The sequence below is a fragment of the Rhizobium sp. WW22 genome, assembly GCF_047041135.1.
In the GTDB taxonomy this organism is placed as follows: domain Bacteria; phylum Pseudomonadota; class Alphaproteobacteria; order Rhizobiales; family Rhizobiaceae; genus Rhizobium.
On the sequence record NZ_CP178198.1, the window covers coordinates 3,222,651 to 3,248,740 of the forward strand.

General features: G+C 59.6%; 24 protein-coding genes and 1 pseudogene. 11 read left to right on the forward strand and 14 right to left on the reverse strand.

Translation table 11 applies throughout. The features are described from left to right. Positions 1 to 235: 235 nt before the first annotated feature. The gene (locus ACK83U_RS15765; protein WP_041678015.1) at positions 236 to 1,660 is read left to right on the forward strand and encodes a M48 family metalloprotease; all 1,425 of its coding nucleotides are present in this window, start codon (positions 236 to 238) and stop codon (positions 1,658 to 1,660) included. 36 nt (positions 1,661 to 1,696) lie between these two features. Here ACK83U_RS15765 and ACK83U_RS15770 read toward each other — a convergent pair whose 3' ends face one another. The 5 genes from ACK83U_RS15770 to ACK83U_RS15790 all read right to left on the reverse strand — a co-directional run bounded on the left by ACK83U_RS15770 (position 1,697) and on the right by ACK83U_RS15790 (position 8,026). Further along, on the reverse strand, positions 1,697 to 2,560 hold the full coding sequence (locus ACK83U_RS15770) for an RNA polymerase factor sigma-32 (RefSeq protein ID WP_015341633.1): 864 nt from the start codon (positions 2,558 to 2,560) through the stop codon (positions 1,697 to 1,699). Positions 2,561 to 2,969: 409 nt separating this feature from the next. Beyond that, positions 2,970 to 3,542, reverse strand: coding sequence for a CarD family transcriptional regulator (locus tag ACK83U_RS15775; RefSeq protein WP_015341634.1), 573 nt, complete (start codon positions 3,540 to 3,542; stop codon positions 2,970 to 2,972). Positions 3,543 to 3,941: 399 nt separating this feature from the next. Continuing rightward, on the reverse strand, positions 3,942 to 4,280 hold the full coding sequence (fdxA, locus tag ACK83U_RS15780; protein ID WP_015341635.1) for a ferredoxin FdxA: 339 nt from the start codon (positions 4,278 to 4,280) through the stop codon (positions 3,942 to 3,944). Between the two features lie 206 nt (positions 4,281 to 4,486). After that, positions 4,487 to 4,891 carry an RNA-binding S4 domain-containing protein gene (locus ACK83U_RS15785; protein WP_112398122.1) on the reverse strand — a complete coding sequence of 135 codons (405 nt, stop codon included), beginning with the start codon at positions 4,889 to 4,891 and terminating at the stop codon, positions 4,487 to 4,489. Between the two features lie 3 nt (positions 4,892 to 4,894). Further along, entirely contained in the window at positions 4,895 to 8,026 is a 3,132-nt protein-coding gene (locus ACK83U_RS15790; RefSeq protein WP_112606768.1) for a helicase-related protein, read from the reverse strand. A gap of 771 nt (positions 8,027 to 8,797) precedes the next feature. On the opposite strand from ACK83U_RS15790, the gene ACK83U_RS15795 reads away from it, so the two are divergent. The 3 genes from ACK83U_RS15795 (at position 8,798) to ACK83U_RS15805 (ending at position 9,743) form a co-directional block, all read left to right on the forward strand. Continuing rightward, entirely contained in the window at positions 8,798 to 9,019 is a 222-nt protein-coding gene (locus ACK83U_RS15795) for a hypothetical protein (RefSeq protein ID WP_112606770.1), read from the forward strand. A gap of 268 nt (positions 9,020 to 9,287) precedes the next feature. Beyond that, a complete protein-coding gene (locus ACK83U_RS15800; protein ID WP_015341639.1) occupies positions 9,288 to 9,443 on the forward strand; it encodes a DUF3309 family protein in 156 nt (51 codons plus the stop codon). A 45-nt stretch (positions 9,444 to 9,488) separates the two neighbouring features. Continuing rightward, complete coding sequence (locus ACK83U_RS15805; protein ID WP_112336180.1) at positions 9,489 to 9,743, forward strand: YMGG-like glycine zipper-containing protein; 255 nt, start codon at positions 9,489 to 9,491, stop codon at positions 9,741 to 9,743. A gap of 449 nt (positions 9,744 to 10,192) precedes the next feature. Here ACK83U_RS15805 and phbB read toward each other — a convergent pair whose 3' ends face one another. Both phbB and ACK83U_RS15815 read right to left on the reverse strand, forming a co-directional pair. Next, on the reverse strand, positions 10,193 to 10,918 hold the full coding sequence (gene phbB / locus ACK83U_RS15810; RefSeq protein WP_112606772.1) for an acetoacetyl-CoA reductase: 726 nt from the start codon (positions 10,916 to 10,918) through the stop codon (positions 10,193 to 10,195). Between the two features lie 163 nt (positions 10,919 to 11,081). After that, the gene (locus tag ACK83U_RS15815; RefSeq protein WP_112606774.1) at positions 11,082 to 12,263 is read right to left on the reverse strand and encodes an acetyl-CoA C-acetyltransferase; all 1,182 of its coding nucleotides are present in this window, start codon (positions 12,261 to 12,263) and stop codon (positions 11,082 to 11,084) included. A gap of 242 nt (positions 12,264 to 12,505) precedes the next feature. Here ACK83U_RS15815 and phaR point away from each other — a divergent pair, with 242 nt between their 5' ends. Further along, entirely contained in the window at positions 12,506 to 13,078 is a 573-nt protein-coding gene (gene phaR, locus ACK83U_RS15820) for a polyhydroxyalkanoate synthesis repressor PhaR (RefSeq protein WP_112336177.1), read from the forward strand. Positions 13,079 to 13,417: 339 nt separating this feature from the next. On the opposite strand, the gene rpmF is transcribed toward phaR, so the two are convergent. From rpmF to mtgA, 3 genes are all read right to left on the reverse strand, one after another. Continuing rightward, positions 13,418 to 13,603: a 50S ribosomal protein L32 gene (gene rpmF, locus ACK83U_RS15825; RefSeq protein ID WP_006724402.1), complete on the reverse strand. Its 186-nt coding sequence runs from the start codon at positions 13,601 to 13,603 to the stop codon at positions 13,418 to 13,420. A gap of 172 nt (positions 13,604 to 13,775) precedes the next feature. After that, positions 13,776 to 14,423 (reverse strand): glutathione S-transferase family protein, encoded by a 648-nt coding sequence (locus tag ACK83U_RS15830; protein WP_112607046.1) that lies wholly within the window; start codon positions 14,421 to 14,423, stop codon positions 13,776 to 13,778. 126 nt (positions 14,424 to 14,549) lie between these two features. After that, on the reverse strand, positions 14,550 to 15,380 hold the full coding sequence (gene mtgA, locus ACK83U_RS15835; RefSeq protein ID WP_412474676.1) for a monofunctional biosynthetic peptidoglycan transglycosylase: 831 nt from the start codon (positions 15,378 to 15,380) through the stop codon (positions 14,550 to 14,552). 99 nt (positions 15,381 to 15,479) lie between these two features. Between mtgA and ACK83U_RS15840 the strand changes: the two genes are divergently transcribed. Beyond that, positions 15,480 to 16,394, forward strand: coding sequence for a polyprenyl synthetase family protein (locus tag ACK83U_RS15840; RefSeq protein ID WP_112606776.1), 915 nt, complete (start codon positions 15,480 to 15,482; stop codon positions 16,392 to 16,394). A 230-nt stretch (positions 16,395 to 16,624) separates the two neighbouring features. Further along, positions 16,625 to 17,266 (forward strand): LysE family translocator, encoded by a 642-nt coding sequence (locus tag ACK83U_RS15845; protein WP_112606778.1) that lies wholly within the window; start codon positions 16,625 to 16,627, stop codon positions 17,264 to 17,266. 30 nt (positions 17,267 to 17,296) lie between these two features. Here ACK83U_RS15845 and ispG read toward each other — a convergent pair whose 3' ends face one another. Continuing rightward, positions 17,297 to 18,550 (reverse strand): flavodoxin-dependent (E)-4-hydroxy-3-methylbut-2-enyl-diphosphate synthase, encoded by a 1,254-nt coding sequence (gene ispG / locus ACK83U_RS15850; RefSeq protein WP_112336173.1) that lies wholly within the window; start codon positions 18,548 to 18,550, stop codon positions 17,297 to 17,299. Positions 18,551 to 18,677: 127 nt separating this feature from the next. Beyond that, positions 18,678 to 19,877, reverse strand: coding sequence for an MFS transporter (locus ACK83U_RS15855; RefSeq protein ID WP_112606780.1), 1,200 nt, complete (start codon positions 19,875 to 19,877; stop codon positions 18,678 to 18,680). Positions 19,878 to 20,133: 256 nt separating this feature from the next. Between ACK83U_RS15855 and ACK83U_RS15860 the strand changes: the two are divergent. After that, a pseudogene (locus ACK83U_RS15860) lies at positions 20,134 to 21,005 on the forward strand (DMT family transporter). 79 nt (positions 21,006 to 21,084) lie between these two features. Here the strand turns inward: ACK83U_RS15860 and ACK83U_RS15865 are convergent. After that, a complete protein-coding gene (locus tag ACK83U_RS15865; protein WP_162708038.1) occupies positions 21,085 to 22,083 on the reverse strand; it encodes an acyltransferase family protein in 999 nt (332 codons plus the stop codon). A 67-nt stretch (positions 22,084 to 22,150) separates the two neighbouring features. Continuing rightward, complete coding sequence (locus tag ACK83U_RS15870; RefSeq protein WP_112606786.1) at positions 22,151 to 23,218, reverse strand: SGNH/GDSL hydrolase family protein; 1,068 nt, start codon at positions 23,216 to 23,218, stop codon at positions 22,151 to 22,153. A gap of 414 nt (positions 23,219 to 23,632) precedes the next feature. On the opposite strand from ACK83U_RS15870, the gene ACK83U_RS15875 reads away from it, so the two are divergent. The 3 genes from ACK83U_RS15875 to ACK83U_RS15885 all read left to right on the forward strand — a co-directional run bounded on the left by ACK83U_RS15875 (position 23,633) and on the right by ACK83U_RS15885 (position 25,930). Then, complete coding sequence (locus tag ACK83U_RS15875) at positions 23,633 to 24,406, forward strand: amino acid ABC transporter substrate-binding protein (RefSeq protein ID WP_112410950.1); 774 nt, start codon at positions 23,633 to 23,635, stop codon at positions 24,404 to 24,406. An 85-nt stretch (positions 24,407 to 24,491) separates the two neighbouring features. Further along, positions 24,492 to 25,172 carry an amino acid ABC transporter permease gene (locus tag ACK83U_RS15880; RefSeq protein WP_015341657.1) on the forward strand — a complete coding sequence of 227 codons (681 nt, stop codon included), beginning with the start codon at positions 24,492 to 24,494 and terminating at the stop codon, positions 25,170 to 25,172. Beyond that, positions 25,169 to 25,930 (forward strand): amino acid ABC transporter ATP-binding protein, encoded by a 762-nt coding sequence (locus ACK83U_RS15885; protein ID WP_112606788.1) that lies wholly within the window; start codon positions 25,169 to 25,171, stop codon positions 25,928 to 25,930. The genes ACK83U_RS15880 and ACK83U_RS15885 overlap by 4 nt, the downstream gene beginning before the upstream one ends. The last annotated feature ends 160 nt before the right edge of the window (positions 25,931 to 26,090 follow it).

Sequence of the window (26,090 nt, forward strand, 5' to 3'; positions counted from 1 at the left end):
GCAAGAGGTCGAAGCCGTCCGGGTAAATGCGGATCGATGGGGGCGAAAACAACCTTTATCGGTGCACGACCATGATCGACCCGGTAACGATCAACCGGATTTGGCGCCGAGCCGGCATGACAGCGAAATGAGTAGGATGCAGGTCCTGAAGCAGAGCAAGCGAGCAGAACGAAGGATCGATTTGACCGTCGCAGCCCGTTTGCGCCGTTTTGTGCCCTTCCTTGCAGCCGCAGCAATGTTGAACAGCTGCCAGACGGTGATGGATCAATCCTATCAGCCGAGCGTTTCGCCCTCCGCCAATCCGCAGATCGTTTCCGAAGTGCAGAAGAACGATCCGCGCGCGCAAATGGGCGCTCGCGAGCATCCGCGCATCCTCGCAAGCTATGGCGGCGAATACAAGGATGCCAAGACGGAGAGGCTCGTTGCCCGCATCGCCGGCGCCTTGACGAGCGTGTCGGAGAATCCGCAGCAGTCCTATCGCATCACCATTCTCAATTCGCCCTCGATCAATGCCTTTGCCTTGCCCGGCGGCTATCTCTATGTGACGCGCGGCCTTCTGGCGCTTGCCAATGATGCGTCCGAAGTCGCCGCGGTGCTGTCGCACGAGATGGCGCACGTAACAGCCAATCACGGCATCGAGCGGCAGAAACGCGAAGAAGCCGAAGTCATAGCCAGCCGCGTCGTTTCGGAAGTCCTGTCGAGCGATCTGGCCGGCAAGCAGGCGCTTGCCCGCGGCAAGCTGCGTCTCGCCGCCTTCTCGCGGCAGCAGGAACTCCAGGCCGACGAGATCGGCATTCGCACACTCGGCCAGGCCGGCTACGATCCTTACGCCGCCGCGCGCTTCCTGAACGCGATGGAGGACTATAGCCGCTTCATGTCGGCCAATTCCGACGTCGACCAGAGCCTGGACTTCCTTTCAAGCCACCCGAGCACGCCGCAGCGTATCGACCTTGCCAAGGCGCACGCGCGCGAATTCGGCGAGGAAGGCAAGGTCGGCGACATCGGCCGCGACTATTATCTCAACGGCATCGACGGCCTGCTCTATGGCGACAGCCCCGAAGAAGGCTATGTGCGTGGCCAGACCTTCCTGCATGGCGGCCTCGGCATCCGCTTCGACGTCCCGCCCGATTTCCGTATCGACAACAAGGTCGAAGCCGTCATGGCGACCGGCCCCGGCGACATCGCCATCCGCTTCGACGGCGTGGCCGACACCCAGAACCAGAATCTGACGAACTATATCTCCAGCGGCTGGGTCACCGGCCTCGATCCCTCCTCGATCAGGTCGATCACCGTCAACGGCATGCCGGCGGCCACTGCGCGCGCCTCAGCCGACCGCTGGGATTTCGATGTGACCGTGATCCGCGACCGCACGCAGATCTTCCGCTTCCTGACGGCGGTGCCGAAGGGGAATATCGCTCAGCTTGATCAGACCGCCAATGTGCTGCGTGCCAGCTTCCGGCATATGACCCCGGAAGAGGCGGCCTCGCTGAAGCCGCTGCGTGTTCGCGTCGTTACCGTCAAACCCGGCGACACCATCACCACGCTCGCCGCCCGCATGATGGGCACAGACCGCAAGCTCGACCTGTTCAAACTGATAAATGCCCTGCCAACCGGGGCAAACATTGCACCGGGCGACAAGGTCAAAATCATTTCGGAATAATAGCGGGACGACTTCTCCCAAGGGAGAAGCGCACACTCAGGCGTAGCTGGCCATGCGGGGATCCGCATCCACCAGGGCGTTGCGGAGCTTGTCCATCGCGCGGCTTTCGATCTGGCGCACGCGCTCCTTGGAAATGCCAAGATCGGCACCGAGCTCTTCGAGCGTCGCGCCGTCTTCGACCAGGCGGCGGGCTTGGATGATCTTCATTTCACGTTCGTTGAGATGTTTCAGCGCCGACGCCAGCCAAACGCGGCGGCGCTCGCCGTCGATCATGTCGGACACCTGCTCGTCGGGAAGCGGCTCGTCGCTGATCAGGAAATCGATGCGCTCTGCGCTTTCGGAATCGCCAGCAATGGAGGGGGCTTGCAGGGAGGTATCGCTACTGGAGAGGCGCGCATCCATCGTCTGCACATCCGTAAGGCTGACGCCGAGCGTCACGGCGATTTCCTCATGGATGGACTGGACGGTGACGTTGGAATTGCTGCGGGCAAGCTTGGCGCGTAAGCGGCGCAGATTGAAAAACAGCGCCTTCTGGGCGGAACTCGTGCCGCCGCGTACGATCGACCAATTGCGCAGGATATAGTCCTGGATCGAAGCGCGAATCCACCAGCTTGCATAGGTGGAGAAGCGAACTTCCCGCTCCGGTTCGAAGCGGGCGGCCGCTTCCAGCAGGCCGACATAGCCTTCCTGCACCAGATCGCTCATCGGCAGTCCGAAGTTACGAAACTTCCCCGCCATGGAGATGACGAGGCGCATATGGGCAGTTGCGATCTGATTGCGGGCGCCGCGATCATCGTGGTCTTTCCAGCGCATGGCGAGATCGTGTTCTTCGTCGCGAGCCAGATAGGGAGCAGCCATGGCAACTTTGATCATGCGCCGATCTGCAGACATATTCGTCATATGCATCTCCTGGGTTTCGGCCTCAAATCGTCTCTATGCCGCGGTCGACGAAAAAGGCAGCAAGCATCGTTTCCGAACATCGCTGTTCGGATGGAAATCAATGAATGAAATTGCAAATTGGAAACCGATTATCCGGGTCACCGGATGATCGGTGACTAGTCTAGTTCGATCTCATCGAACGGGTCTGACGATTGAATCATCTTCAGATCGCCGGGGAGCTTCGAGTGAAAACGCATAGGCCGGTCCTCGTGAATGTCCATAAAAACGGCCTGTCTGAATACCCCTCTCCACAGGAGTGTACCCACACGGACCGCCAACACAGGGCTTCAACGCATCAGAACGGAAAAGGTTCCAAAGAAAAAACCCGGCACCATGGCCGGGTTTTTTGAAGCGATATTGGCGTCTCGCCTTATGCGGCTTCGTCCTGCGAGTCGTCTTCTTCGACGACCTTGCCGCGCTTCGGTCCCTTGTTCAGGTTGGTTTCGACAAGGCGAACGGCTTCGGTTTCCGACATCTTGTTGACAGCGGCGATTTCACGCGCCATGCGGTCAAGTGCAGCTTCATAAAGCTGACGTTCGGAATAGGACTGTTCCGGCTGGTTCTCGGCGCGATAGAGATCGCGAACGACTTCTGCGATCGAGATCAGATCGCCGGAATTGATCTTGGCATCGTATTCCTGCGCGCGGCGCGACCACATGGTGCGCTTGACGCGGGCCTTGCCCTGCACGACCTTCAATGCACGCTCGACGAAATCGGTCTCGGAAAGCTTGCGCATGCCGATGCTCATGGCCTTGGCCACCGGAACCTTCAGGCGCATCTTGTCTTTCTCGAAGTCGATCACGAACAGCTCGAGCTTCATGCCTGCGACTTCCTGTTCTTCGATCGCAGTGATCGTGCCGACACCGTGGGCCGGATAAACGATCGCTTCACCAGTCTTGAAGCCATGGCGTGCTGCTGAAGGTTTTTTCTGCTGGGTCGTCATTCTTTTCAAAAACTCCCTGTTATGCGCCCCGTTAGGGCCGGGGTGCCGGGTCAGTCAGGCCCGGATGAGACGGACGTACCGTCGGGTCACTTCATCCTGGTCCAGCCAGACTTATGCAAACAGAAACCCACCCATCGCGATCAGGGACCCGACAACACAATACGTTGATATGTCAAGGAAACCGCGTACGGATTGGTGATTTGCTTTCGTGATGGTTTCGGGCATGCGAAATGCCGCAGTGGATCAGTGTGACGACCCTATCACAAAAATCTGAGGAAATCAATAATTTGCTGCGCACGCGCCAAATTGGCCACGTTGGCCGGCCAGCGGCCCAATGGCAATGATTCGCTTTCTGCGATATCGACTACACCTTTATCGAAGGCCTGTCACGGCCTTCGATCAGTCGCCCGTACCGGGATTGGCCGAGAAATACTTCTCGAATTTCCCCTGTTCGCCATCCATTTCCTTGGCTTCCGGCATCGGGTCACGCTTGACCGTGATGTTCGGCCAAATGGCGGCGTATTCCGCATTGACCTTCAGCCACTTGTCGAGACCCGGTTCCGTATCGGGCTTGATCGCCTCGGCAGGACATTCCGGTTCGCAGACGCCGCAATCGATGCATTCGTCGGGATGGATGACGAGAAAGTTCTCGCCTTCGTAGAAGCAGTCGACAGGGCAGACTTCCACGCAATCGGTATATTTGCAGCGAATGCAATTGTCAGTCACGACATATGTCATGAAGCACTCCAGGGATGTATTGAGCTTCCGCGGACGCGCAACCTGGAACGTCGCACCTTCCCACGGCGCCGAACGGGCAGACGAATGCATCACACGCAAACGCGCCGCCCGGCTGGTTACCGGCAGGGTGATCGTGAGGTATCGACTTTGTCACCCAATTTCAAGGACAAACAATCGCAAAACCCCTCCGCAACAGGCAGAGTTTTCTAATCATCGTCGGAGATGAGGCGATCGATCGCACGCCGATCCCTTTTTGTGGGCCTGCCGCTGCCGGGTGCCCGCAACGCCTGCTCGAACGAGGTGAGGCGTTTTGTCTCATCGGGCGGCGGCGTCAGATCTTCGTAAAGCAGCCTGGCTTCTTCGAAGGGACCCCTACGTTCGCCGGCCGACCGCACGATCAACACTATATCCCGCCGCTCCAGCGAGAGCTCGATGCGGTCACCGGCCTTGATGCCGAAACTCGGCTGCACGACCCGCTCGCCATTCACCCGGACGCTGCCGTTCTGCACATAGACCTGCGCCAATGAGCGGGATTTCACCATGCGGGCAAAGAACAGCCATTTGTCGATGCGCTGGCGCGAACCGGAAAATGGCTGTTTTTCGTCCGTCATGACCTATTTCTTCATCTGCTCCTTGAGGGCAGCGAGCTTGGCGAAAGGAGAATCCGGATCGATCGGCTTTTCCTTGCGCGGCGGCTTGGCTTCGAAGCGCAACGGCTGCGAGGCACCGCGATTGTTGCGATCATTCCGGTCGCCACGTTCCTGACGATCACCGCGTTCGCCGCGGTTGCCCTGATGCTGCGGACGGCCGCCCTCGCGATTGCCGCGCGGACCCTTGTCACTGCCACGAGCCTCACGATTGTCGCGCCCATCGCGGCGATCACGGCCGCCTTCGCGATTGCCTTCACCGGCTGCCTGCTCGCCACCACGACGATTGCCCTGTTGACCGCGCCCCTCGCCCTGCTGGCCGCGGCGATCGCCATGGCCACGGCCGCCTTGCCGCTGCTGATGGTCGTTACGGCCACCCAGACGCCAGAGCAGAACAGGCTTCGGTTCCGCCGGCTCTGCGGTGACTTCTGCAGCGGCGACAGGCTCGGCAGCTGCGGCAACTTCCGTCTCAGCAGGTGCCTCGGCGGGAGCGGCTGCTTCCTGCGAAACGGCCTCTACTTCCTTAGCCGGCTCGTCAGTTGCAGTGTCGGCATCATCATGATCGGCTTTTTCGGCTGTGGCGTCCCCAGCCGGTGCGGCGGGCGCTGCAGCCGCATCCTGCTGAGCGAGGAAGGCCGTAGCCTCCTCCGCCTTCACCGCATCGGCGCGATAGCCGAGACCCTTGAGGATTTCCTCCATGTCCTCGAGCGTCGCGCCGAGAATGGAGAGCATCGCGGTCGTCGTCGTGAAGCGACGGCCGTCATAAGCGCCGTCAGGGCGCGAAGCCTGGCCGGGCTTCCACTGCAGCAGCGGACGGATAAGGTCCGCCAGACGCTCGAGGATGTCGATGCGCACCGCGCGCTTGCCGAGGAACCGGAAGCCGGCAAGCTTGTAAAATGTGCGCTCATAGCCCGGATCGGTGACAACCGAGGTACGGCCAGCGGCCAGAACCGGGATCAGATCGCCATAGCCCGGCTTGTCCAGGCCATCGTTCTTCAGCGCCCAGAGGAGCGTGATGAGCTCGGCCGGAGCCGGCTTCAGCAGGGCGGGCACGAAAATATGGTATGCGCCGAAGCGAACGCCGTAGCGGCGCATCGAGGCACGCCCGTCCTGATCCAGCGATTTCACTTCTTCCGTAACGTCGCGGCGGAACAGAACGCCGAGATTCTCCACCAGCTGGAAAGCCAGCCCCTTGGCAAGGCCCTGCAGATCTTCGGCACGCTGGAGATCGTCCAGCGGCTTCAGGATCGTGCTGATGTGATGGTTCACGAAACGCTCGATACGGGCGGCGACATGATCGCGCGCATTGCCGGTCAGCTGTTCGTCGGCAAGCAGGATGACGCGCGGACGCATGACATGATCGCTGCCTGACAGGCGCGCGACGGGGTCGCCGAGCCAGCGCACGAGGCCATCGGCACTGATCGCGAGATCGCCGTTGCCGGCCGCATGCAGACGTGCGGCACGTGCCTCGAACTCCAGCCCGAGCGCCTTCTGCGAGGCGGTCTGGACAGCCTTGGCATCCGGCCCCTCGGTCCCTGCGATAGGCGTGAACCGGAATCCGGTCAACTGTCCCACATGATGCCCCTCTACGAAGACATCTCCATTCACACTGATTTCAGCTTCCAGCATCGCATTCTCTCTCAGGCGCTTCATGAGCACAGATGTCCTGCGATCAACAAAGCGTTTCGTCAACCTCTCATGTAACGCGTCGGACAATCGATCTTCGATTTCCCGCGTCTTTTCTTGCCAGTGTGTCGGATCGGCAAGCCAGCCGGGCCGGTTCGACACATAGGTCCAAGTCCTTATCTGCGCGATTCGCGCCGAAAGCGTGTCGATCTCGCCATCCGTCCGATCGGCGCGATGCACCTGTTCGGCCAGGAAATCCTCTTTCACCGTGCCATAGCGCACGAGATCAGAAAAGAGGGTGGCGATGAGATCAGCATGCTGGGCAGGCGTGATGCGCCGATAGTCGGGAAGCGCACAGGCCTCCCACAATTTCTCAACCCGAGCCGGGTTGCTGGCAAGATCGACTATCTCCAGATCGCGTGACAGATATTCCAATGCCTGCTGGTCTACCGCAGGCAGCGCGCGCGTCAAGCCCTGCACGCGAGGCGCGTCTTCCAAACTTGCACGCAACGCCGCGATCGAAGCGAAATCCAGGTCTTTGGTGCGCCATTGCAGCACCTTGACCATGTCGAATTCGTGTCCCTCGATCCGGCGCACGAGTTCATCGTCGAAAGGATCGACTTGTCCCGTCACCCCGAAGGTGCCGTCCTTGAGATGGCGGCCGGCGCGACCTGCGATCTGACCGAGCTCGGCCGGATTGAGATTGCGGAATTGATAACCGTCGAACTTGCGGTCCTGCGCAAAGGCGACATGATCGACATCGAGGTTGAGCCCCATGCCGATCGCATCGGTCGCAACCAGATATTCGACATCGCCGGCCTGATAGAGCGCCACCTGCGCATTACGGGTACGCGGGCTGAGCGCCCCGAGGACGACGGCCGCGCCACCGCGCTGGCGGCGGATAAGCTCTGCGATCGCATAAACCTCGTCTGCGGAAAAGGCGACAATGGCCGTGCGCTGCGGCAGCCGCGTGATCTTCTTCTGCCCGGCGTAGAAAAGATGCGATAGCCTCGGCCGTTCGAGGACGGTAATCCCAGGCAGAAGTTGTTCAAGGATCGGCCGCATCGTGCCGGCGCCGAGCAGCAGGGTTTCATCGCGGCCGCGCAGATGCAGAAGGCGGTCGGTAAAAATATGTCCGCGCTCCAGATCGCCGGCAAGCTGCACTTCGTCGATCGCGACGAAGGAGGCGCGCGTCTCGCGCGGCATGGCCTCCACCGTGCAGACCGAATAACGAGCATTGGGCGGCGATATCTTTTCCTCGCCGGTCACCAGCGCGACATTGTGCGCGCCGACCTTCTCGACGACGCGCGTATACACCTCACGGGCAAGCAGCCGCAGCGGCAGGCCGATCACGCCGCTGCCGTGTGCCACCATGCGCTCGATGGCATAATGGGTCTTGCCGGTATTGGTCGGTCCGAGCACTGCGGTCACGCCGCGTCCGCTCAGGATCATGGGCTGCGAAGTCTGAGTCATAGGTCCGTGCATAGGCGAGAAACAGCCGTCTTCCGATCAGCCAGTTCCTCCTGGAGGAAACGAACAGATGACGACCATATGTGACAAAGGCAAGACCCGAATGAAAAAACAGATGCGGCAACATTCGATTTCATATTTGAGCGCTTCAACCACAAGCTACATTTACGTTGCATCCCATGCGAGTCCGGGCGAATCCAGAACAGCCTGAGAACGAATCGGAGACGAATCGCTGACTCCGTCATGTTCCTTATTTGTTCACGACTACATATGGATTGCAATGAAAAGATTGCCACCAAATGCTGAATCTCGTTTACACGGCTTTCCGCAGAAAAAAGGAGTCAAGCGGACAATCCTCGGCCAGAGAAATTTCGCGGCGTGCCGTCGTTAACAATCTGTAAATGATAAGGTTTCGCGTGAATCAGCGGACGACATCAACATCCAGGCCAAAGCCGAAACGAATCGGCGACGAATCGCGGATTCCAAGCGATTCTGTTTTGTTCTCCACAATATCTAGCGGTTTCTCGTCAGGAGGATACCGGACTCTGAATGGTTGAGACGCGAATCCGAGCCGAATCTGCGATTGCGGTTCGTCTTTTGACGAGCGCAGCTATAGTGAATCGACAAATGCACGCAAAAAGTGCAGCCATTAACACACCGATCAAAGCCGGAACGAATCGGTGACGAATCGCGGATATCAGCGGGTATCGCACTTGTTCACGGCTACATGTTGTATTTCGCCGGAGCAGCATCGCGACATAGAGGTCAGCTTGAATGGCAATGCTGTTGCGGAGTTCGCTGCGAATTAACGAATTCGCCCGCGAACACACCACCTGGACGACATTTGCCGACGGCAGCATCCTTGTATTCGGCATGTCGGCAAACGCCCAGCCGTTAACCAAAGTTCAAATGCAGAACGAATCGCCGACGAATCACGGACATCCGGCCTTTCCCGTTTCGTTCACCACAACCCATTGTATTTTAATGGTATTTTAACCATACAAACGAATTTGCCGCCGCGCTTTTAACCGCCACCCGATGCGATCCAATTTAAGGATTCGCTAACCATCCCGACTGCTGCGCGCACGCATTTTTATTTCTTAGCCGGAACAATTGTCGCGCATGCAAGTTTCTATGAGCAGAATTGCGGAATTCGTCCATTCACTGGAACAGTTTCGAGTGGGAAAGCTGGAAGGTTAACGCCATGTCGAACGGCGATAATGGCGGGATATTCGAGCCCGGACGGACATGGAGGAGACATATCATGCTTGGTACGGTATTGCTTGTCATACTGATTCTGCTGCTGGTTGGCGCACTTCCCAGCTGGGGTTACAGCCGGTCTTGGGGGTATGGCCCATCGGGTGGTCTCGGGCTTGTTCTCGTCATTGTCCTCATTCTGTTATTAATGGGGCGCATCTGATCCGCCGACATTGTTCAAACCTCGCAACATCAGGGAGCTAACACCATGAAGAAGATTATCGTCGCGATCGCCCTCGTCGGCGCATTGGCGTCGTGCACGGCAACGGAAAAAGGTACGGCGATCGGCGCCGGCACCGGCGCGCTGATCGGTGGCGTCGCCACCCATAGCTGGGGCGGCGCCGCCGTCGGCGCGGTGGCTGGCGGCGTAGTCGGCAACCTCATCGGGCGTTCGGAAGATCGTCGCGGCTACTGCATCTATCGCGACCGCTATGGTCACCGTTATGAGGCTCGCTGCCGCTAAGGCATTGCCTGACCGGTCGCCACCGGCGGCCGGTCAGGATTCGCTCTCGGAACAAATTCAGGGAGCGGCAGTTCCCTCAACAAAATCGTCTTCCTGCGCCGTCGGTCACGGCGAGGTGGCAGTGTTTTGAGAAAGGAACGGCATCATGGCCGCAATCATCGCAAGCATTGCAGCACTCGTGCTTACCGGCACCACTTTTCACGCGCTCGTAAGTGCGGCGAGAGCTCGAGACAGGGAGAAGCGGCAGGTCGCCCTTGAGGCGGTCATCCTGGAATTCAAGCCACGACATCGGCAGCAGGCCTCAATAAGAGGATGATTGCCGGCGGAGCTCAGTAATTCCGTTCGTAACGCGCTATACAGGCTGAAGCGGCTCCGTAGCCCTGAGCCGCTTTTTTATAGCTCTTGCGCAGCTCCCAGCGGAAGACTGGTCTGCGCTTTTCCTGAATTGCCTAGACGAAGAGCTGGCCGCCATTGGCAGATATGGTCGATCCGGTAATGAAACCGGCATCGTCGCTGGCCAGGAAGACGGCGATGCGGGCGATTTCCTCGGGTTCGCCGAGGCGCCCGACGGGAATCTGCGGAATGATGCGCTCGTTGAGCACTTTCTCCGGTACCGCCAGCACCATCTCCGTGCCGATATAGCCGGGGCAAATCGCGTTGACCGTGATGTTCTTGGCAGCACCTTCCTGCGCAAGCGCCTTGGTGAAGCCGAGATCGCCCGCCTTGGCTGCGGAGTAGTTCGCCTGCCCCATCTGCCCCTTCTGACCATTGATGGACGAGATATTGATGACGCGGCCGAAGCTGCGGTCGCGCATGCCCTGCCAGACGTGGTGCGTCATGTTGAAGAGGCCGGTGAGATTGGTATTGATGACCTCGTGCCACTGCTGCGGCGTCATCTTGTGGAACATGGCGTCGCGGGTGATGCCGGCATTGTTGACCAGGATGTCGACATGACCAAGATCATGCTCGATCTTGGCGATACCCATGCCGCAAGCCTCGTAGTCGGTGACATCCCACTTGTGAACGGAAATCCCCGTCACATCATGGAAAGCCCGGGCCTTCTCATCATTGCCGGCATAGGTTGCGGCCACCTTATAGCCCGCATTGTGCAGCGCCATCGAAATGGCAGCTCCGATGCCGCGCGTACCTCCGGTTACCAATGCCACTCTGCTCATGTGCCACTCCCCTTTTTTGTTGCGGAGGCGGGACGCCCGAAGGTCGGGTCGCCCGCTCGCTTTCATCACTTCTTCTGGAAAATTCCCTTCAAAACGCCTTAGAGCATGATGCCGAAAAGTGTCATGCGGTTTTCGGACGACATCATGCTCTATTTCTTTGATTCTAGAGCGCCTCGAAGCACATGGCGACACCCATGCCGCCGCCGATGCAAAGCGTGGCAAGTCCCTTGCGGGCGCCGCGGCGCTTCATCTCGAACAGCAACGTGTTGAGGACGCGAGCGCCCGAAGCGCCGATGGGATGGCCGATGGCAATCGCGCCGCCATTGACGTTGACGATCGACGTATCCCAGCCGAGATCCTTGTTGACGGCGCAGGCCTGGGCAGCAAACGCCTCATTGGCCTCGACGAGATCGAGGTCGTTGACGGACCAGCCGGCCTTTTCCAGCGCCTTGCGGGAGGCCGGTATCGGCCCCGTACCCATGATCTGCGGATCGACGCCGGCTGTTGCCCAGGAGACGATGCGAGCGAGCGGCTGGATGCCGCGGCGCGAGGCTTCCGCTTCGGTCATGAGCACGGCAGCGGCAGCACCGTCGTTAAGGCCGGAAGCGTTGCCGGCGGTGACGGAGCCCTCCTTGTCGAAGGCCGGGCGCAGCTTCGCCATGGCCTCCATCGTCGCACCAAGGCGGATATATTCGTCGGCATCGACCGTGACGTCGCCCTTGCGCGTCTGGATGGTGAAGGGAATAATCTCGTCCTTGAAGCGGCCGGCCTTCTGTGCGGCTTCCGCCTTGTTCTGCGAGGCAACGGCGAACTGATCCTGTTCCTCGCGCGACAGCTGCCACTGGCGGGCAATATTTTCGGCCGTAATGCCCATGTGGTAGCCGTAGAAGGCATCCGTCAGGCCGTCCTTGATCATGGTGTCGATCATCTTCATGTCGCCCATCTTGGTGCCGGAGCGAAGATTCGCGGCATGCGGCGCCATCGACATGGATTCCTGGCCACCGGCGACGATGATCTTGGCGTCACCGGTTGCGATCTGCTGCAGGCCGAGCGCCACGGCACGCAGGCCCGAGCCGCACAGCTGGTTCACGCCCCATGCGGTCGCTTCCTGCGGAATGCCGGCCTTCATCGCGGCCTGGCGAGCCGGGTTCTGCCCTTCGCCGGCCTGAAGCACCTGGCCGAGGATCACTTCGTCGACTTCTTTGGCATCGACGCCGGCGCGCTCCAGCGCACCCTTGATCGCGGCCGCGCCGAGTTCATGCGCCGGAACGGTCGCGAACGCGCCGTTGAACGAACCGACCGCAGTGCGGGCAGCGCTGGCGACGACGATGGATGAACTGCTCATGGAAGCCTCCTCACAGAATGAACACGTATATGAGGCGAAACTGTCAAAGCTTTGCTCCTGAGTCAAACAGCAAGAATTTTCATCGTACAGATTTCACGAAGCTGTCACCGCCTTCAAAAAATCCAATCAAAGGAAAGGCCTTGCCGCATCGCACAAACCGATTGTCACCAAGCTTCTTTTGCGTCTACACTCCGGAGTGGAGGAATATTCCATACAATCAGACGGGGCCAGGAGACTGATAAATGGCAAAGAATGAGGGCCAGATCGTAATCAAGAAATACGCCAATCGCCGCCTATACAATACCGGCACCAGCACCTATGTGACGCTGGACGACCTGGCGGAGATGGTGAAGAAGGGCGAGGAATTCATCGTCCAGGACGCCAAGAGCGGTGATGATATTACGCATTCGGTCCTGACACAGATCATTTTCGAACAGGAATCGAAGACCGGCAACACGCTGCTGCCGATTTCGTTCCTCCGCCAGCTGATCGGCTATTACGGCGATCAGATGCAGATGGTGGTGCCGAGCTTCCTCGAGCACTCCATGCGTGCCTTTACCGAGCAGCAGACGCAGATGCGCGAGCAGATCAATCGCGCTTTCGGCGAAACGCCGCTCGGCAAGAACCTGCAACTCCCCATCAAGATGGTCGAGGAGCAGGTCCGCCGCAACACAGAGATGTTTCAGCAGGCCATGCAGATGTTCTCGCCCTTCATGCAGCCGCCGGCCAAGGAAAGCCGCAAGGCCGAGGCCAAGGACATCGATGAGCTCAAGGAACAGCTCCGCGCCATGCAGAACAAGCTGGATAGCCTCTGAAATCAGGCGATGCGCTCCTGAATCCTTGGAGAATTTTCACCCCGCTCTGTCACTGTCGTGACATCTCCCCCACCAGGGGGGAGATTGTTGGGAGTATGTCGCTCCGCTCTGGCAAGTAACCTGATTTAGTTTCTGCAGATGCGATTGTAGCTTGAGGCGAGAAAGTGCCGCGAGTTACCGACCTCCCCCTGGTGGAGGAGATGTCCTGAAGGGACAAAGGGGGTATCAGAGCTTCGGCACAAGCGCAGCCACTTCGTCCCACTAACACACCCAATCAAAACAGAAAAAGGCCGGCGAACCGCCAGCCTTTTATTCATGCGCCATCAAGGCTGCGCTAGATTATGCGCTTTCCTTCGGCGTCAGAACCTGACGACCGCGATACATGCCGGTCTTCAGGTCGATGTGGTGCGGGCGACGCAGTTCGCCGGAGTTCTTGTCTTCGACGTAGGTCGAAGCCTTCAGGGCGTCAGCAGAGCGGCGCATACCGCGCTTGGACGGGCTCGTTTTTCTCTTCGGTACAGCCATTCTCGTTACTCCATGTACGGACGACACATATCCACGGCCAGCAAGGCGGCCGAAACAGACATGCATCAATTTCGGAAATTGGGCGGGCTTATACATGGCTTGGCGGGCTTTGACCAGTCCCTAATAGCATTTTTTGCCCATCGCACCAGATTCGCGGATATTCGAGACCGGGTCAGTCCTCGTCCTCCGGCACGGTCCATGTTTCCTGCAATGCGGCTTCCTCCCATTTTTGCCAGGCAGGCAGCGCCTTCATGGCCGCCATATAGTCCCGCGTATCCGCCGCCACCGCGATGTCATACCGCTCCAGACGGCTGACGACGGGGGCAAACATGGCGTCCGCGCCGGAAAAATTCCCGAACAGGAAAGGCCCGCCAGAAAAGGCTCTCGCCTCGCGCCAGATGGCCTCGATACGCGCCACGTCCTCCATCACTCCGCCGGGGAGATCGCGCCGGGCGACCGGACGGCGCATGTTCATCGGGCAGAAGTTGCGCAGGGCGCTGAAACCGGAAACCATTTCCATGCTGTAGGATCGCGCCAGCGCACGCGCCTGGCGATCTCTCGGCAAAAGCCCGGCGTCCGAGAAAAGCTCGGCCGCATATTCGATGATGGCGAAGGATTCCCATACCTTGAAGCCCCCGTGAACCAGCATCGGCACCTTGCCCGTCGGCGACACCTCACGAATGCGCGGGTTTCCGGCTGGAAAATCGAAAGGGATCAGCACTTCTTCGAAGGGAATGCCGCACCCTTCAAGAGCAATCCATGGCCGAAACGACCAGGACGAATAGTTCTTGTTGCCGATATAAAGCGTGAGCTTGTCCACGATCGCATGTTCCTTTTCAGTGCCGGACTCTGAAGGGAAAGAATTCTTGAAATGATTCATATCGCCCTTACGTCACGGTCAAGAATGCCAGAGGACGACAAGCCGATCGAACGACAAGTTCTGATATCAATCATAAAGGCATTTGATGTATGCGTCGGCGTTGCGCGCGCGGCGCTGGATCAGCGAAGCGAGCTGGCTGAGCCCGCGTCCCGGCTTGCTCGCCACGCGGTCGATCGGGTTCGGCAGCGATACGGCGAGGAGGGCTGCCTGACGTGCCGTGAGCTTGGAGGCCGGCACCTTGAAATGGTAGCGCGCCGCCGCCTCGATGCCGTAAATGCCCGGTCCCCATTCGGCAATATTGAGATAGATCTCCATCATCCGGCGTTTCGACCAGACGGCCGAGGCGGAAACCGCCAGCGGCAATTCCAGCGTCTTGCGTACGAAAGAGCGGCTGTTCCATAAAAACAGGTTCTTCACCGTCTGCATCGGGATCGTGCTGCCGCCGCGCGTGGACCTGCCGCGCAGCGTTTCCTGGACCAGCGCCCGCATCTCGCCCCAATCAACACCACCGTGAAAACAGAACTGCCCGTCTTCCGAGACCATGACGGATTTCACCAGCACCGGCGCGATTTTATCGAGCGGAACCCAGCGGCGGTCATATCCCTGGAGGGTAACGGCGTCGCCTACCATTAGGGTGGAAACGGGGTGGACGAACGGCAGCAGATAAAAGACGATGAAAAGATAAGGCAGCAGGAGGACGCCAATCAATACGAGGACGACGCGCTGCCAAACTGGCCTTGCTTTGAAGCGCGCCAACGGGGAGGAGCGTTGCGGCACCTCGGCTTCCTCCTCCTCATTATCAGTCGATATGTCCAAGTGCCTGACGTCCACGATCGCTCCATCCCGGTACAACCCCTTAATGCATCCGGGAAACGCTCTGATGCTGCATCCCGTCATACCGTCAACATAAAGCGATGACCAGAGCGCGGCGCAATTCCCACCCCGCCGTCGACAATTGTCATTGCCAGCAACGGTCTCTCATGCCAAACAGCGCCCATGGACAGCACCCATTCCTCGTTCGAGAACCGCCTGAAGGACAATGCCGGCAAGACCGAAGCTCTGCTGAACCGACTTCTCGCCGACGGCTGCCTGAATGACGAGATCGTCCGTCCCGACAGGCTGCTGAGGGCGATGCGCCACGGCGTCCTGAACGGCGGCAAGCGGCTGCGTCCATTCCTTGTCGCGGAATCGGCGGCGCTTCTCGGCGGCAATGCCGAGGCGGCACTGAGGGTCGGCGCAGCGCTCGAATGCGTGCACTGCTATTCCCTCGTCCACGACGATCTTCCCGCCATGGACGACGACGACCTGCGCCGCGGCCAGCCGACCGTGCATATCGCCTTCGATTACGCAACCGCGATCCTGGCGGGCGACAGCCTGCTCACCTACGCCTTCGACATTATCGCCGCCCCCGAGACGGAGCTACCGGCGGATCGGAAAATGGCACTCGTGCTGGCGCTGTCGCGTGCGGCTGGCATTGGCGGCATGGCCGGGGGCCAGGCGCTTGATCTCGCCGCGGAGAAGGAAACGCCCGATGAAAATGGCATAACGACGCTGCAGGCAATGAAGACCGGCGCACTGATCCGCTTTGCCTGCGAGGCCGGCGCCATCATCGCTGGAGCCTCAGCCGAGGACCGCAGGCGCCTTCGGATCTTCGGCGAAAAGATCGGCCTTGCCTTCCAGCTCGCCGACGATCTTCTCGATCTCACCGCCGATGCCGCCACCATGGGTAAGGCAACCGGCAAGGATGCCAGCCGCGGCAAGGGTACGCTGGTCGCCCTGCACGGCCAGGAGTGGGCCGAAACGACGCTCGCGAAGCTGGTGAACGACGCTGCCGACCTGCTGTCCGGCTATGGCGACAAGGCGGATGTCCTGACGGAAACCGCCCGCTTCGTCGCAAACCGTAGAAACTGATCCCTAAGCACCTTCATGGCATTGCCCGAGGGTGAGCCCATCCACTCGGCAACGGCTACCGGCCCATGCCTGTTCAGCCATGGCCATCCATTCAGCCATGAAATGTCACCATCACAAGAATCCATGATTGGGCCGGGTGATTTCGGCCGTGTTTTATGACAAGTTGCCGATCCGAGTTGGCCGACAACGCAGAATTCTTCGCGCCGGCCGACACCCCCGGGAAATCTTCCATGCACGAGACCCTTGCCTATCTGCCCCAGATCCTGCCGGCCTATATCGCCTACCTCATCGCCGTCGCCAGTCCCGGCCCCGCCATCATGGCCATCATCGGCACCTCGATGACCCATGGCCGCAAGGCCGGCATGTCCATCTCGCTCGGGATTTTCGGGGGATCGATGACCTGGGCGATTGCCGCAGCGGCAGGTCTCGCAACGCTGCTGCAGACCTATGCGATGGCGCTGGAGCTGCTGAAGATCTTCGGCGGCATCTACCTGCTCTATCTCGCCTACAAGGCATTCCGTGCCGTGCGTGCCGGCGGCGAGCTGCCGACCGCTACCGAAGGCCCGAAAACGCCCAGCTTCAGGTCGCTGGTCCTGCGCGGCTATGGCATTCACGTCACCAATCCGAAGGCGATCTTCGCCTGGCTCGCCATCATTGTGCTCGGCATGCCGCAGGGCGCGCCCGCTTCCGTGGCCGTGCTGATCATCGCCGTCTGCTGCACGACCGGTTTTCTGGTGTTCATGGGCTATGCGATCCTGTTTTCGACATCGCATGCGCTGAAAGTATATCGCAATGCCCGGCGCTGGATCGAGGGCGCCATGGCCGGCTTCTATTGCTTTGCCGGCATCAAGCTGCTGACGAGCAATATCTGATCCGGCCTCGCTTTAAGTTTAAGCGGCGGATCACTCCGCCGCGACGGTCTTCTGGCCGAACCGCTTTTCGATATAATCGGTCACCAGCGCTTCGAAATCGGAGGCAATGTTCGGGCCGCGCAGCGTCATAGCCTTCTGGCCGTCGATGAAGACGGGAGCCGCCGGCGTCTCGCCGGTGCCGGGCAGCGAAATGCCGATATCGGCATGCTTGCTTTCGCCCGGACCGTTGACGATGCAGCCCATGACGGCGACGTTCAGCGCTTCGACGCCCGGATATTTCTCGCGCCAGATCGGCATGTTCTTGCGGATGTCGTTCTGGATGTTCTGCGCCAGTTCCTGGAAGACCGTCGACGTCGTGCGGCCGCAGCCGGGACATGCCGCAACGACGGGAATGAACTGCCGGAAGCCCATGACCTGCAGCAACTCCTGCGCCACCTGCACTTCGCGGGTACGGTCGCCGTTCGGCTCCGGCGTCAAGGAAACGCGGATGGTGTCGCCGATGCCATGCTGCAGCACATAGCCCATGGCAGCGGACGACGCGACGATGCCCTTCGAGCCCATGCCGGCCTCGGTGAGGCCAAGATGCAACGCATGGTCGGAACGCTCCGACAGCATGGAATAGACGGCGATCAGATCCTGCACCTGGCTGACCTTGGCCGACAGGATGATGCGGTTGCGCGGCAGGCCGATCTCCTCGGCAAGATCGGCCGAGATCAGCGCGGATTGCACGATCGTCTCGCGCGTCACCTGCCGGGCCGAGAGCGGCGAGCCTTCGGCGGCATTCTTGTCCATCAACGCGGTCAAGAGATCCTGATCGAGCGAGCCCCAGTTGACGCCGATGCGCACCGGCTTGTCGTAGCGGATCGCCATCTCGATGATTTCGGCGAACTGCTTGTCCTTCTTGTCCTTGAAGCCGACATTGCCGGGATTGATGCGGTATTTCGCCAGCGCCTCGGCGCAGGCCGGATGATCGGCGAGCAGCTTGTGGCCGATATAATGGAAATCACCGATCAGCGGCACGTCCATGCCGAGCCGCAGCAGCCGCTCGCGGATCTTCGGCACGGCGGCAGCGCTTTCATCGCGATCGACGGTGATGCGCACCAGCTCGGAGCCGGCTTTGTAGAGGGCAGCGACCTGGGCGACGGTCGAATCGATATCGGCCGTATCGGTATTGGTCATGGACTGCACGACGACGGGGGCACCCCCGCCGACGATCACGCCGCCGACATCGACGGCAACGGAGGAACGGCGCGGTTTCGGATCGAAATCGGTGGCGGACGACATGGAAAACTCTCGCAGGCCTCGAAAATGGGTGCCTTTCAGGTGGATCACGAAGCGGTCGTTGTCAACCGCTCCGGCGATCTCTTTTGATCGGACGGAGTTTAGCCGTTACCGAGCAAAAGCGACGAAATTAATGCTTGGCATCCCCGATGCCGTCGGCGTAGCGCGCGAGCGACGAGAAGGCTAGCACGACGAGCAGCAGCACCGGCAGCGTCATCAGGACCGGTGAGAAGCCGACATGCTCGGCGGCAAAACCGATGGCCGACGGCGCGACCAGCATGCCGGAATAACCGAGCGTCGTGACGACGGAAATGCTGATCCCTGGCTGCAGGCCAGGAATATTGCCGGCAGCGGAAAAGGCGATCGGCACCATGTTGGAAATGCCGATGCCGCAGAGCGCAAAGCCGAGAATGGCGATCTCCGCATTCGGCGCCAGCGCCGCGGTCAGCATGCCGACGATGGCAAATACCGTGCAGATGCGCAGCGTTCTGATGGCGCCCAGCCAATCGCGCACGAAATCGCCGGCAAAGCGCATGGTCGCCATGGTGGCGGAGAAAGCGGCGTAGCCGAAACCCGATAGCGCCACCGACGCACCTTTTTCCTGGCTGAGATAAAGAGCGCTCCAATCCAGGACCGCGCCTTCCGGCACCATGCAGAACAGCGCAACGATGCCGAGCAGCCACGGCAGCGGAATCATCGGCAGCTTTGCCTTCGGCTTGGCCTCATCGTGATGCGGCTGATCGCCAAGCACCATCGGCCAGGCAATGGCGACGAAAAGCACGGCAATCGCGGTCGAGGCCTCGGCATGACCGAGAATGCCCCAGCGCGAAATCAAGAGCCCGCCGATCGCCGCGCCCAAAAGGCCGCCGAGGCTCCAGAAGGCGTGGCAGGAGGACATGATCGCCCGGCGCATGGATTTTTCGACCGAGACGGCATTGGCGTTCATCGCCACATCCATTGCACCGATGAAACCGCCAAAGAGGAAGAGAGCGACGGCCGCGGTCCAGACATTCGGCGCGAGCGTCAGCGCCAGGATCATCGGCAGCAGCAGCACCGCGAAGGCGCGCACGACGACGCGCGAACCGCGCACGGCGATCTGCGCGCCGGCAAGCGGCATCATCACGAGCGAGCCGACGCCAAAGACGAGGATCATCAACCCAAGCTCGAATTTCGTCAGTTGCAGCCGCTCGGCGAATTCGGGAATTTTCGGTGCCCAGCAACCAACCATGAAGCCATTCATCAGGAACATCAGCGAGACGGCTGCGCGCGATTTGGTGAAAAATGGGCTCCTGCGCTCCTTCAAACCCTCCAGTCTCGTTCCGTTGTCCATAAAAACTCCTCCCAAATCTGTGTCGCAGTCTATTTAAATCGATTGAAATCTCAACAATCGAAAAAGCCGCGTCAGTCACATTTCGTCTCCGTCTGTTAAAGTGGGGACGATGGCGCTACAACCCCGAATAAATAACACTACCGGGCGTCACCCTGATAAAAAGTCCTATTGACGGCGTAAAATTAGGCTCCTATCGGTTGAGGCCAGAAAGATTCTTTGGCCGGCGTCGAGTCGGGTCATCCTCTGGTGCATCCCCGTGAAAAACTCCATCAGCTATGGCATCCTGCTTACGGTGTTTGCCTACATGCTGTTCACCGCCCACGATTCGGCGGTGAAGCTGCTCGTCGCCTCCATCCCCGTCTGGCAGGTGCTGTTCATCCGAAGCTGCACCATTCTTGCCGGCTGCTTCGTCTTCGAAGGCCCCTCGCTCGTTCAGAAAGTGGCGCGCTCGCCGATCATCAAGCCGATGATCCTGCGCAGCGTCATCATTCTGATCGCCTGGATTTCCTATTACTCGGCAGCCTCCTACCTGCAGCTCGCCGAAGTGACGACGCTCTATTATGCAGCACCGATCGTCGGCACTATCCTCGCAACCATCGTGCTGCGTGAAAAAGCACCGTCGCCCGCTGGATGGCAGTCGGCGTCGGATTCTGCGGCGTGGTGATCGCCTCCAACCCCGTGGGGCTATCGATTTCCTGGCCGGTTTATCTGGCGCTGCAGGCCGCCGTCCTCTGGGCAAGCGGCATGGTGCTATTGCGCAAGACCGCGCTGCACGAAAAGAGCCATATCCAGATGGCAGTCTCCAACATTCTGTTCATCATCCTGACCGCCGGCATGGCGATCGCCCACTGGCACACACCGACGCCCTTCCAGATCGTGCTGCTGGCACTGACAGGCATCATCGCCGGCGCCGGCCAGCTCGCCCTTTTCGAAGGCATGCGCCAGGCGCCAGTTTCGGTGCTGGCGCCGTTCGAATATACCTCGCTCGTCTGGGCCTTCCTGCTCGGCTACCTGATCTGGGGCGACATCCCCGGCCCCAACACCTTCATCGGCGCCATCCTGATCCTGAGCGCGGGGTTCATCATCATTATCAGCGAACGGATGAAGCGGCGGGCGGCGGCGGCTTGAGGTGCCTAGATGTGCTTTCGGCAAGCACAAGCCAGAGAGCGAGTCGTAAGCAAACGCTTCAACCGCCGGCGGATAGCCGTCACCCCACCGGAGCGACGGTCTGTTCGATGGGTTTCGGCTGCCGCATCAGAAGAGCCTGCATCGGCCGCTCGAAGAACTTGAGGAGCACCACCGAAATCCCGATCGTGCAAAGCGTGACCACCAGCAGTATTCCGGTCACAAAGGGTAGGGAGAGATGCTTGCCCAACAGCTTGAGCGGAAGCTGCAGCGTGTAGGGGTGGATGAGATAGAGCGAATAGGAGGCGTCTCCCAGCAGAACCAGAATGGCCCATATTCTCCCGGCTGGCATCCGCATCAGCAGGAAGCCCGAGACGAGCAGGACGGCAAGCAGGCTCGAGGCGAAAAGACTGGGGCCGGCGAATGTCACGATGAAGAAATGAGCCCCGCAGGCCAGAAGAATGAGCAGAGCGGCGGCTATATTCGATCCGCTCCTGAAGGCGCTGTATGCCGAATATGCCTTATGAAGCATCATGCCGAGAACGAATTCGATCAATATCGGATTTGTATAGAAACGCCATTCGACCGATCCCTCCGGCCAAATCTCATGCAGCGCGATCAGGAAGAGGACGGCCGCGGAGGCGAACCAGGTTGCCCTGGCGCCAAAGATCAGACAGGCGCCATAAATTATGTAGAAGAACACCTCGTAACAAAGCGTCCAGCCCAGAAAAAGGATCGGCTGCACGGCGCCGCCGCTTTTCTGATAGGGGACGAAAAGAAGAGATTTGACGATCGTCTCCATGGTCACGATCGTCGAATTGAGCAGGCTGGGTTTCACAAGCGCAATCAAGACGACGACGAACGTCAACAGCCAGTAGAGCGGAACGATTCTGGCAATGCGCTTGCGTGCGAAATAGACAAGTCCCCGCGTCGGATTGGAGGAGTAGCTGATGATGAAGCCGCTGAGAACGAAGAAAACGTCGACGCCGGTCGCACCCATGAAGAAGTAATTTCGATCGAGATGGTATTCGATCGCAAGGCCGCTTCCGAAATGGAAGAGAACGACGGAAAAAGCGGCCACGAACCGAAGAAACTGGAGAGAATCCAATTGTTTTAAGTTTGACCGCCGAATGGAAAGCGTCTGTTCGTTAATCATGAGGGCCCCAATCCGCTCTGATAGCTTGTTCCAACAAGGTTGCCATAGCCGCATTGGTGCTGCGGCTTGGATGCCAATCGCATCCGAAATCCTTCGGTTTGACGCGTAAATTCAGATATCGCAGGCGAGTTTCGCCTTTCGCGGCGCTCGCCTGGACGACGGCCTCGATTGCTTTCTCGGCCACATCGAAATCCTTCTGGGACATCATCGGGCCGAGTGCGGCGTACAGATAGGCCTTTGGAAACTGATTTCTGAGCCTGAAAATGAGCTTGACGTATTCCTCGATGAAATCGCTGGGATTCCTGTTATCCGAAAAGTCGTTCGTCCCCAGATTGACGACCACCGCGGAAACGCGTTCGTCAGGAAGAGCGGGCACGCCCTTTCTCAACGGCGTCACGCTGTCGATGACATCAAGCATGGTTTTCGCATTCTTGCCTGTGCGCGAAAGGCCGATTCCGGAAACAGCGAGCGTCGTAAGTTCCATCCCGAGGCTGCGCGCCGCGACCGCGGCATATGTCAGGTATTGATTTTCCGTTCCGGGGCTGAATTTACATCCGGGACCAACACCCTCGAGACCATAGCCTGCGGTAATGGAGTCTCCGATTGCCACCAGCTTTGTGGCCGGTATTTCCGCGGGAAGGAACGACCCATCGGTTTCGGCGGAAACGAATATGGTATCGCCGATCCATCCCTCGGTGCGACGCGTCGCGCGAATCTCGTGGGCGCCTTGCCGCAAGCCATCGGCAAGCTGGTAGCGGTGCTGCCCCGCTTGCAGATCAAGACGCTGGGGAACGCCGTCCAGCTCGACCTCAAGGCTATTTTTCCCGGTATCAACGAGGGTAGCCGAGAGCGACGTGCCTTCAAAATGCAACGCAAAACCACTGCCCGGCCAACCGAAAGCCGCATCGCTGGCAGCAACGCGGCCGATCCATTTCGATGGCCGCTCGATCGTTTCTGCCGCAAAGCACGGCATGAATGTACATAAACTCAGAAAAAGAAACGCAATCGCGACATCAAACCTCATGACCGGCCATGGCCGGCAGCGCGCAATGACGGGCAATTCATCACCTCTTCGGGCTGCGTCAGATCAATTTTGCACTTTAAATTTCTAGTAGAATCGCAGTTTGATTGCTGCCGGTGTCTCGCGGCAAACTGCCGGGACACGTTAATGGAGGCGCATGCGCATGCCTGGAATGAAAGGTGCCGCGCCAAGACATCGATGAGATGACGAAATAGGGCAGCATTAAGAATAATAGGGCAGCATTGAGAATTGTCACTATGCCGCACCGCAACATTGATCAGCAATTATTAGCGGTAACGGAAGCAGCGGCTTCCTCGACGCTCCGTTCGCAATTTCTTGAGAAAAATATTCGCATTTGCCCGTTTATCTTGCAGTTTTCTACGCTTTCGCGGTGCAAATTTTCTGCGATGTATGCGACATTGAATGAAACCGCTCCAGAAACGGAAGAAAACGATGAACTGGTTGAAGACTGTTGCCGCCGCCGCCCTCGTGCAGGCAGCGTTCCTGCTCCCCGCCCATGCCGGCGAAAACCTCAAGGCGATCCAATCGGCCGGCGTATTCAAGGTCGGCACGGAAGGCACCTATGCGCCTTTCACCTTTCATGACGAGAGCGGCAAGCTGACCGGCTTCGATGTCGAGATCGCGGAAGCCATCGCCGGCAAGCTCGGTGTCAAGGCGCAGTTCCTGGAAGGCAAGTGGGATGGCCTGATCGCCGGCCTCGATGCCAACCGCTACGATGCCGTCATCAACGAAGTCGGCGTCACCGAAGCCCGCAAGAAGAAGTATGACTTCTCCGAGCCCTACATCGCCTCCAAGGCCGTGCTGATCGTCAAGGACAGCAACACCGGCATCAAGGATTTCGCGGATCTCAAGGGCAAGAAGGCGGCACAGTCGCTGACCAGCAACTTCGGCAAGCTCGCAACCGAAGCCGGCGCCGAACTCGTCGGCACCGATGGCTTCGACCAATCGATCCAGCTCGTGCTGACTGGCCGCGCCGACGCGACCATCAATGACAGCCTTTCCTTCCTCGATTTCAAGAAGCACAAGCCCGACGCGCCGGTGAAGATCGTCGCCCAACAGGCCAATGCCGATTTCTCCGCCGTCATCATCCGCAAGGGCGAGCCGGAACTGCTTGCTGCGATCAACAAGGCGCTGGCCGATATCAAGGCCGACGGCACCTATGACAAGATCTCCAAGAAATATTTCGGGCAGGACGTTTCGAAGTAAGAAGGCATAGGCAGGGACATAAAACTGTGAAAAAGATGCGTCCGGGGTCACCTCCGGACGCATTCTGTTATCGAAAGGCTTCTCCTTGGAGCATTGGCTGCAACTGATGTGGGAGTCACTGGGCACGCTGCTTTGGGCGGGGCTCGTCTTCACCATCCCGCTCACCTTGATCACCTTCGTTCTCGGCCTTCTGCTCGGCCTGCTCACCGCCGTCGTCAGGCTATTTGCCCCGGCGCCGTTCGTTGCCATCGCCCGCTTCTATGTCTGGGTGATCCGCGGCACGCCGCTTCTGGTGCAGCTCTTCGTCATCTTCTACGGCCTGCCGAGCCTCGGCATCCTGCTCGATGCTTTTCCCGCCGCCATCATCGGCTTTACGCTGAGCGTCGGCGCCTATACGTCCGAAATCATCCGCGCCGTCATTTCCTCCGTGCCGAAGGGCCAGTGGGAGGCCGCCTATTCGATCGGCATGAACTGGCGCCAGGCCATGAGCCGCACGATCCTGCCGCAGGCAGCGCGCGTCGCCGTGCCGCCGCTGTCGAACACCTTCATTTCGCTGGTCAAGGATACGTCGCTCGCCGCCGCCATCACCGTGCCGGAGCTGTTCCAGGCCGCGCAGCGCATCGTGGCAACGACCTATGAGCCGCTGATCCTCTATATCGAGGCCGCCATCATATATCTCGTGCTCAGCACCTTTCTTTCGACGCTGCAGGGTTACCTCGAACGCCGCTTCGCCCGCTCGGGCGGCACACTGGAGGCACAGGCATGATCGAGCTTTCCCATATCGAAAAGCGCTTCGGCGACAATGTCATCCTCAAGGATATCAGCCTGATGATCCCGGAGGGAACGGTGACGGCGCTTGTGGGGCCTTCGGGCGGCGGCAAGAGCACGCTGCTTCGCTGCATCAACCTTTTGGAAATCCCGACCGCCGGAACGATCCGCATCGGCGGGGAGACGGCCACCTTCCAGCCGGGCAAGAAGCCCTCCTGGCAGGATATCCAGAAAATCCGCCGCCAGACGGGCATGGTCTTCCAGAATTTCCAGCTCTTTCCGCATCAGACCGCGATCGGCAACGTCATGGAAGGGTTGACCACCGTGCTGCGCTGGCCGGCAGACAAGGCACGCGCCCGTGCCGTCGAGCTTTTGACCAAGGTCGGCATGGCCCACAAGATCGACGCCTGGCCCTCGACGCTTTCTGGCGGCCAGCAGCAGCGCGTCGCCATCGCCCGGGCGCTTGCCCCCTCGCCGCGCGTACTGCTCTGCGACGAACCCACCTCGGCGCTCGATCCGGAACTCGCGGCTGAAGTCGTCGATGTCCTGGGCAAGCTCGCCAACGAAGGTACGACCATGGTCATGGCAACGCATGACCTGCGCCTGGCATCGAAGATTGCCAACAATGTCGTGTTCCTCGAGGCGGGCAACATCGTCGAGACCGGCTCCTCACGCAATATCTTCTCCAACCCTGCACAGGAGCGGACCAAGCAGTTCATCTCGACGCTGAATGCCGGCCACAGCTACGACATTTGAGCCGCCGACCTCCGTCGAAAGCTCCGATGTTTGGGCAAGCCGCGCATTGACGCTGCGCGGCTTTGCGGTTAGCTCTAATGCCATGAACGCGGCACTCGTTATCGTAGTGGTAGGAAGGCGCATGGGCGGGATGGCGTAGCCATCCGGCGAAAGCACCCAT

Coding starts and splice junctions, on each gene's coding strand:
- ACK83U_RS15785 (WP_112398122.1), bottom strand. CDS start 4,891: ATGACGGACGAAAAACAGCCATTTTCCGGTTCGCGCCAGCGCATCGAC.
- ACK83U_RS15790 (WP_112606768.1), bottom strand. CDS start 8,026: ATGACTCAGACTTCGCAGCCCATGATCCTGAGCGGACGCGGCGTGACC.
- ACK83U_RS15765 (WP_041678015.1), top strand. CDS start 236: ATGTTGAACAGCTGCCAGACGGTGATGGATCAATCCTATCAGCCGAGC.
- ACK83U_RS15845 (WP_112606778.1), top strand. CDS start 16,625: ATGCACGAGACCCTTGCCTATCTGCCCCAGATCCTGCCGGCCTATATC.
- rpmF (WP_006724402.1), bottom strand. CDS start 13,603: ATGGCTGTACCGAAGAGAAAAACGAGCCCGTCCAAGCGCGGTATGCGC.
- ACK83U_RS15840 (WP_112606776.1), top strand. CDS start 15,480: ATGGACAGCACCCATTCCTCGTTCGAGAACCGCCTGAAGGACAATGCC.
- mtgA (WP_412474676.1), bottom strand. CDS start 15,380: ATGACGGGATGCAGCATCAGAGCGTTTCCCGGATGCATTAAGGGGTTG.
- ACK83U_RS15815 (WP_112606774.1), bottom strand. CDS start 12,263: ATGAGCAGTTCATCCATCGTCGTCGCCAGCGCTGCCCGCACTGCGGTC.
- ACK83U_RS15770 (WP_015341633.1), bottom strand. CDS start 2,560: ATGACGAATATGTCTGCAGATCGGCGCATGATCAAAGTTGCCATGGCT.
- phbB (WP_112606772.1), bottom strand. CDS start 10,918: ATGAGCAGAGTGGCATTGGTAACCGGAGGTACGCGCGGCATCGGAGCT.
- ACK83U_RS15795 (WP_112606770.1), top strand. CDS start 8,798: ATGGCAATGCTGTTGCGGAGTTCGCTGCGAATTAACGAATTCGCCCGC.
- ACK83U_RS15800 (WP_015341639.1), top strand. CDS start 9,288: ATGCTTGGTACGGTATTGCTTGTCATACTGATTCTGCTGCTGGTTGGC.
- ACK83U_RS15875 (WP_112410950.1), top strand. CDS start 23,633: ATGAACTGGTTGAAGACTGTTGCCGCCGCCGCCCTCGTGCAGGCAGCG.
- phaR (WP_112336177.1), top strand. CDS start 12,506: ATGGCAAAGAATGAGGGCCAGATCGTAATCAAGAAATACGCCAATCGC.
- ACK83U_RS15805 (WP_112336180.1), top strand. CDS start 9,489: ATGAAGAAGATTATCGTCGCGATCGCCCTCGTCGGCGCATTGGCGTCG.
- ACK83U_RS15775 (WP_015341634.1), bottom strand. CDS start 3,542: ATGACGACCCAGCAGAAAAAACCTTCAGCAGCACGCCATGGCTTCAAG.
- ACK83U_RS15885 (WP_112606788.1), top strand. CDS start 25,169: ATGATCGAGCTTTCCCATATCGAAAAGCGCTTCGGCGACAATGTCATC.
- ACK83U_RS15855 (WP_112606780.1), bottom strand. CDS start 19,877: ATGGACAACGGAACGAGACTGGAGGGTTTGAAGGAGCGCAGGAGCCCA.
- fdxA (WP_015341635.1), bottom strand. CDS start 4,280: ATGACATATGTCGTGACTGACAATTGCATTCGCTGCAAATATACCGAT.
- ispG (WP_112336173.1), bottom strand. CDS start 18,550: ATGTCGTCCGCCACCGATTTCGATCCGAAACCGCGCCGTTCCTCCGTT.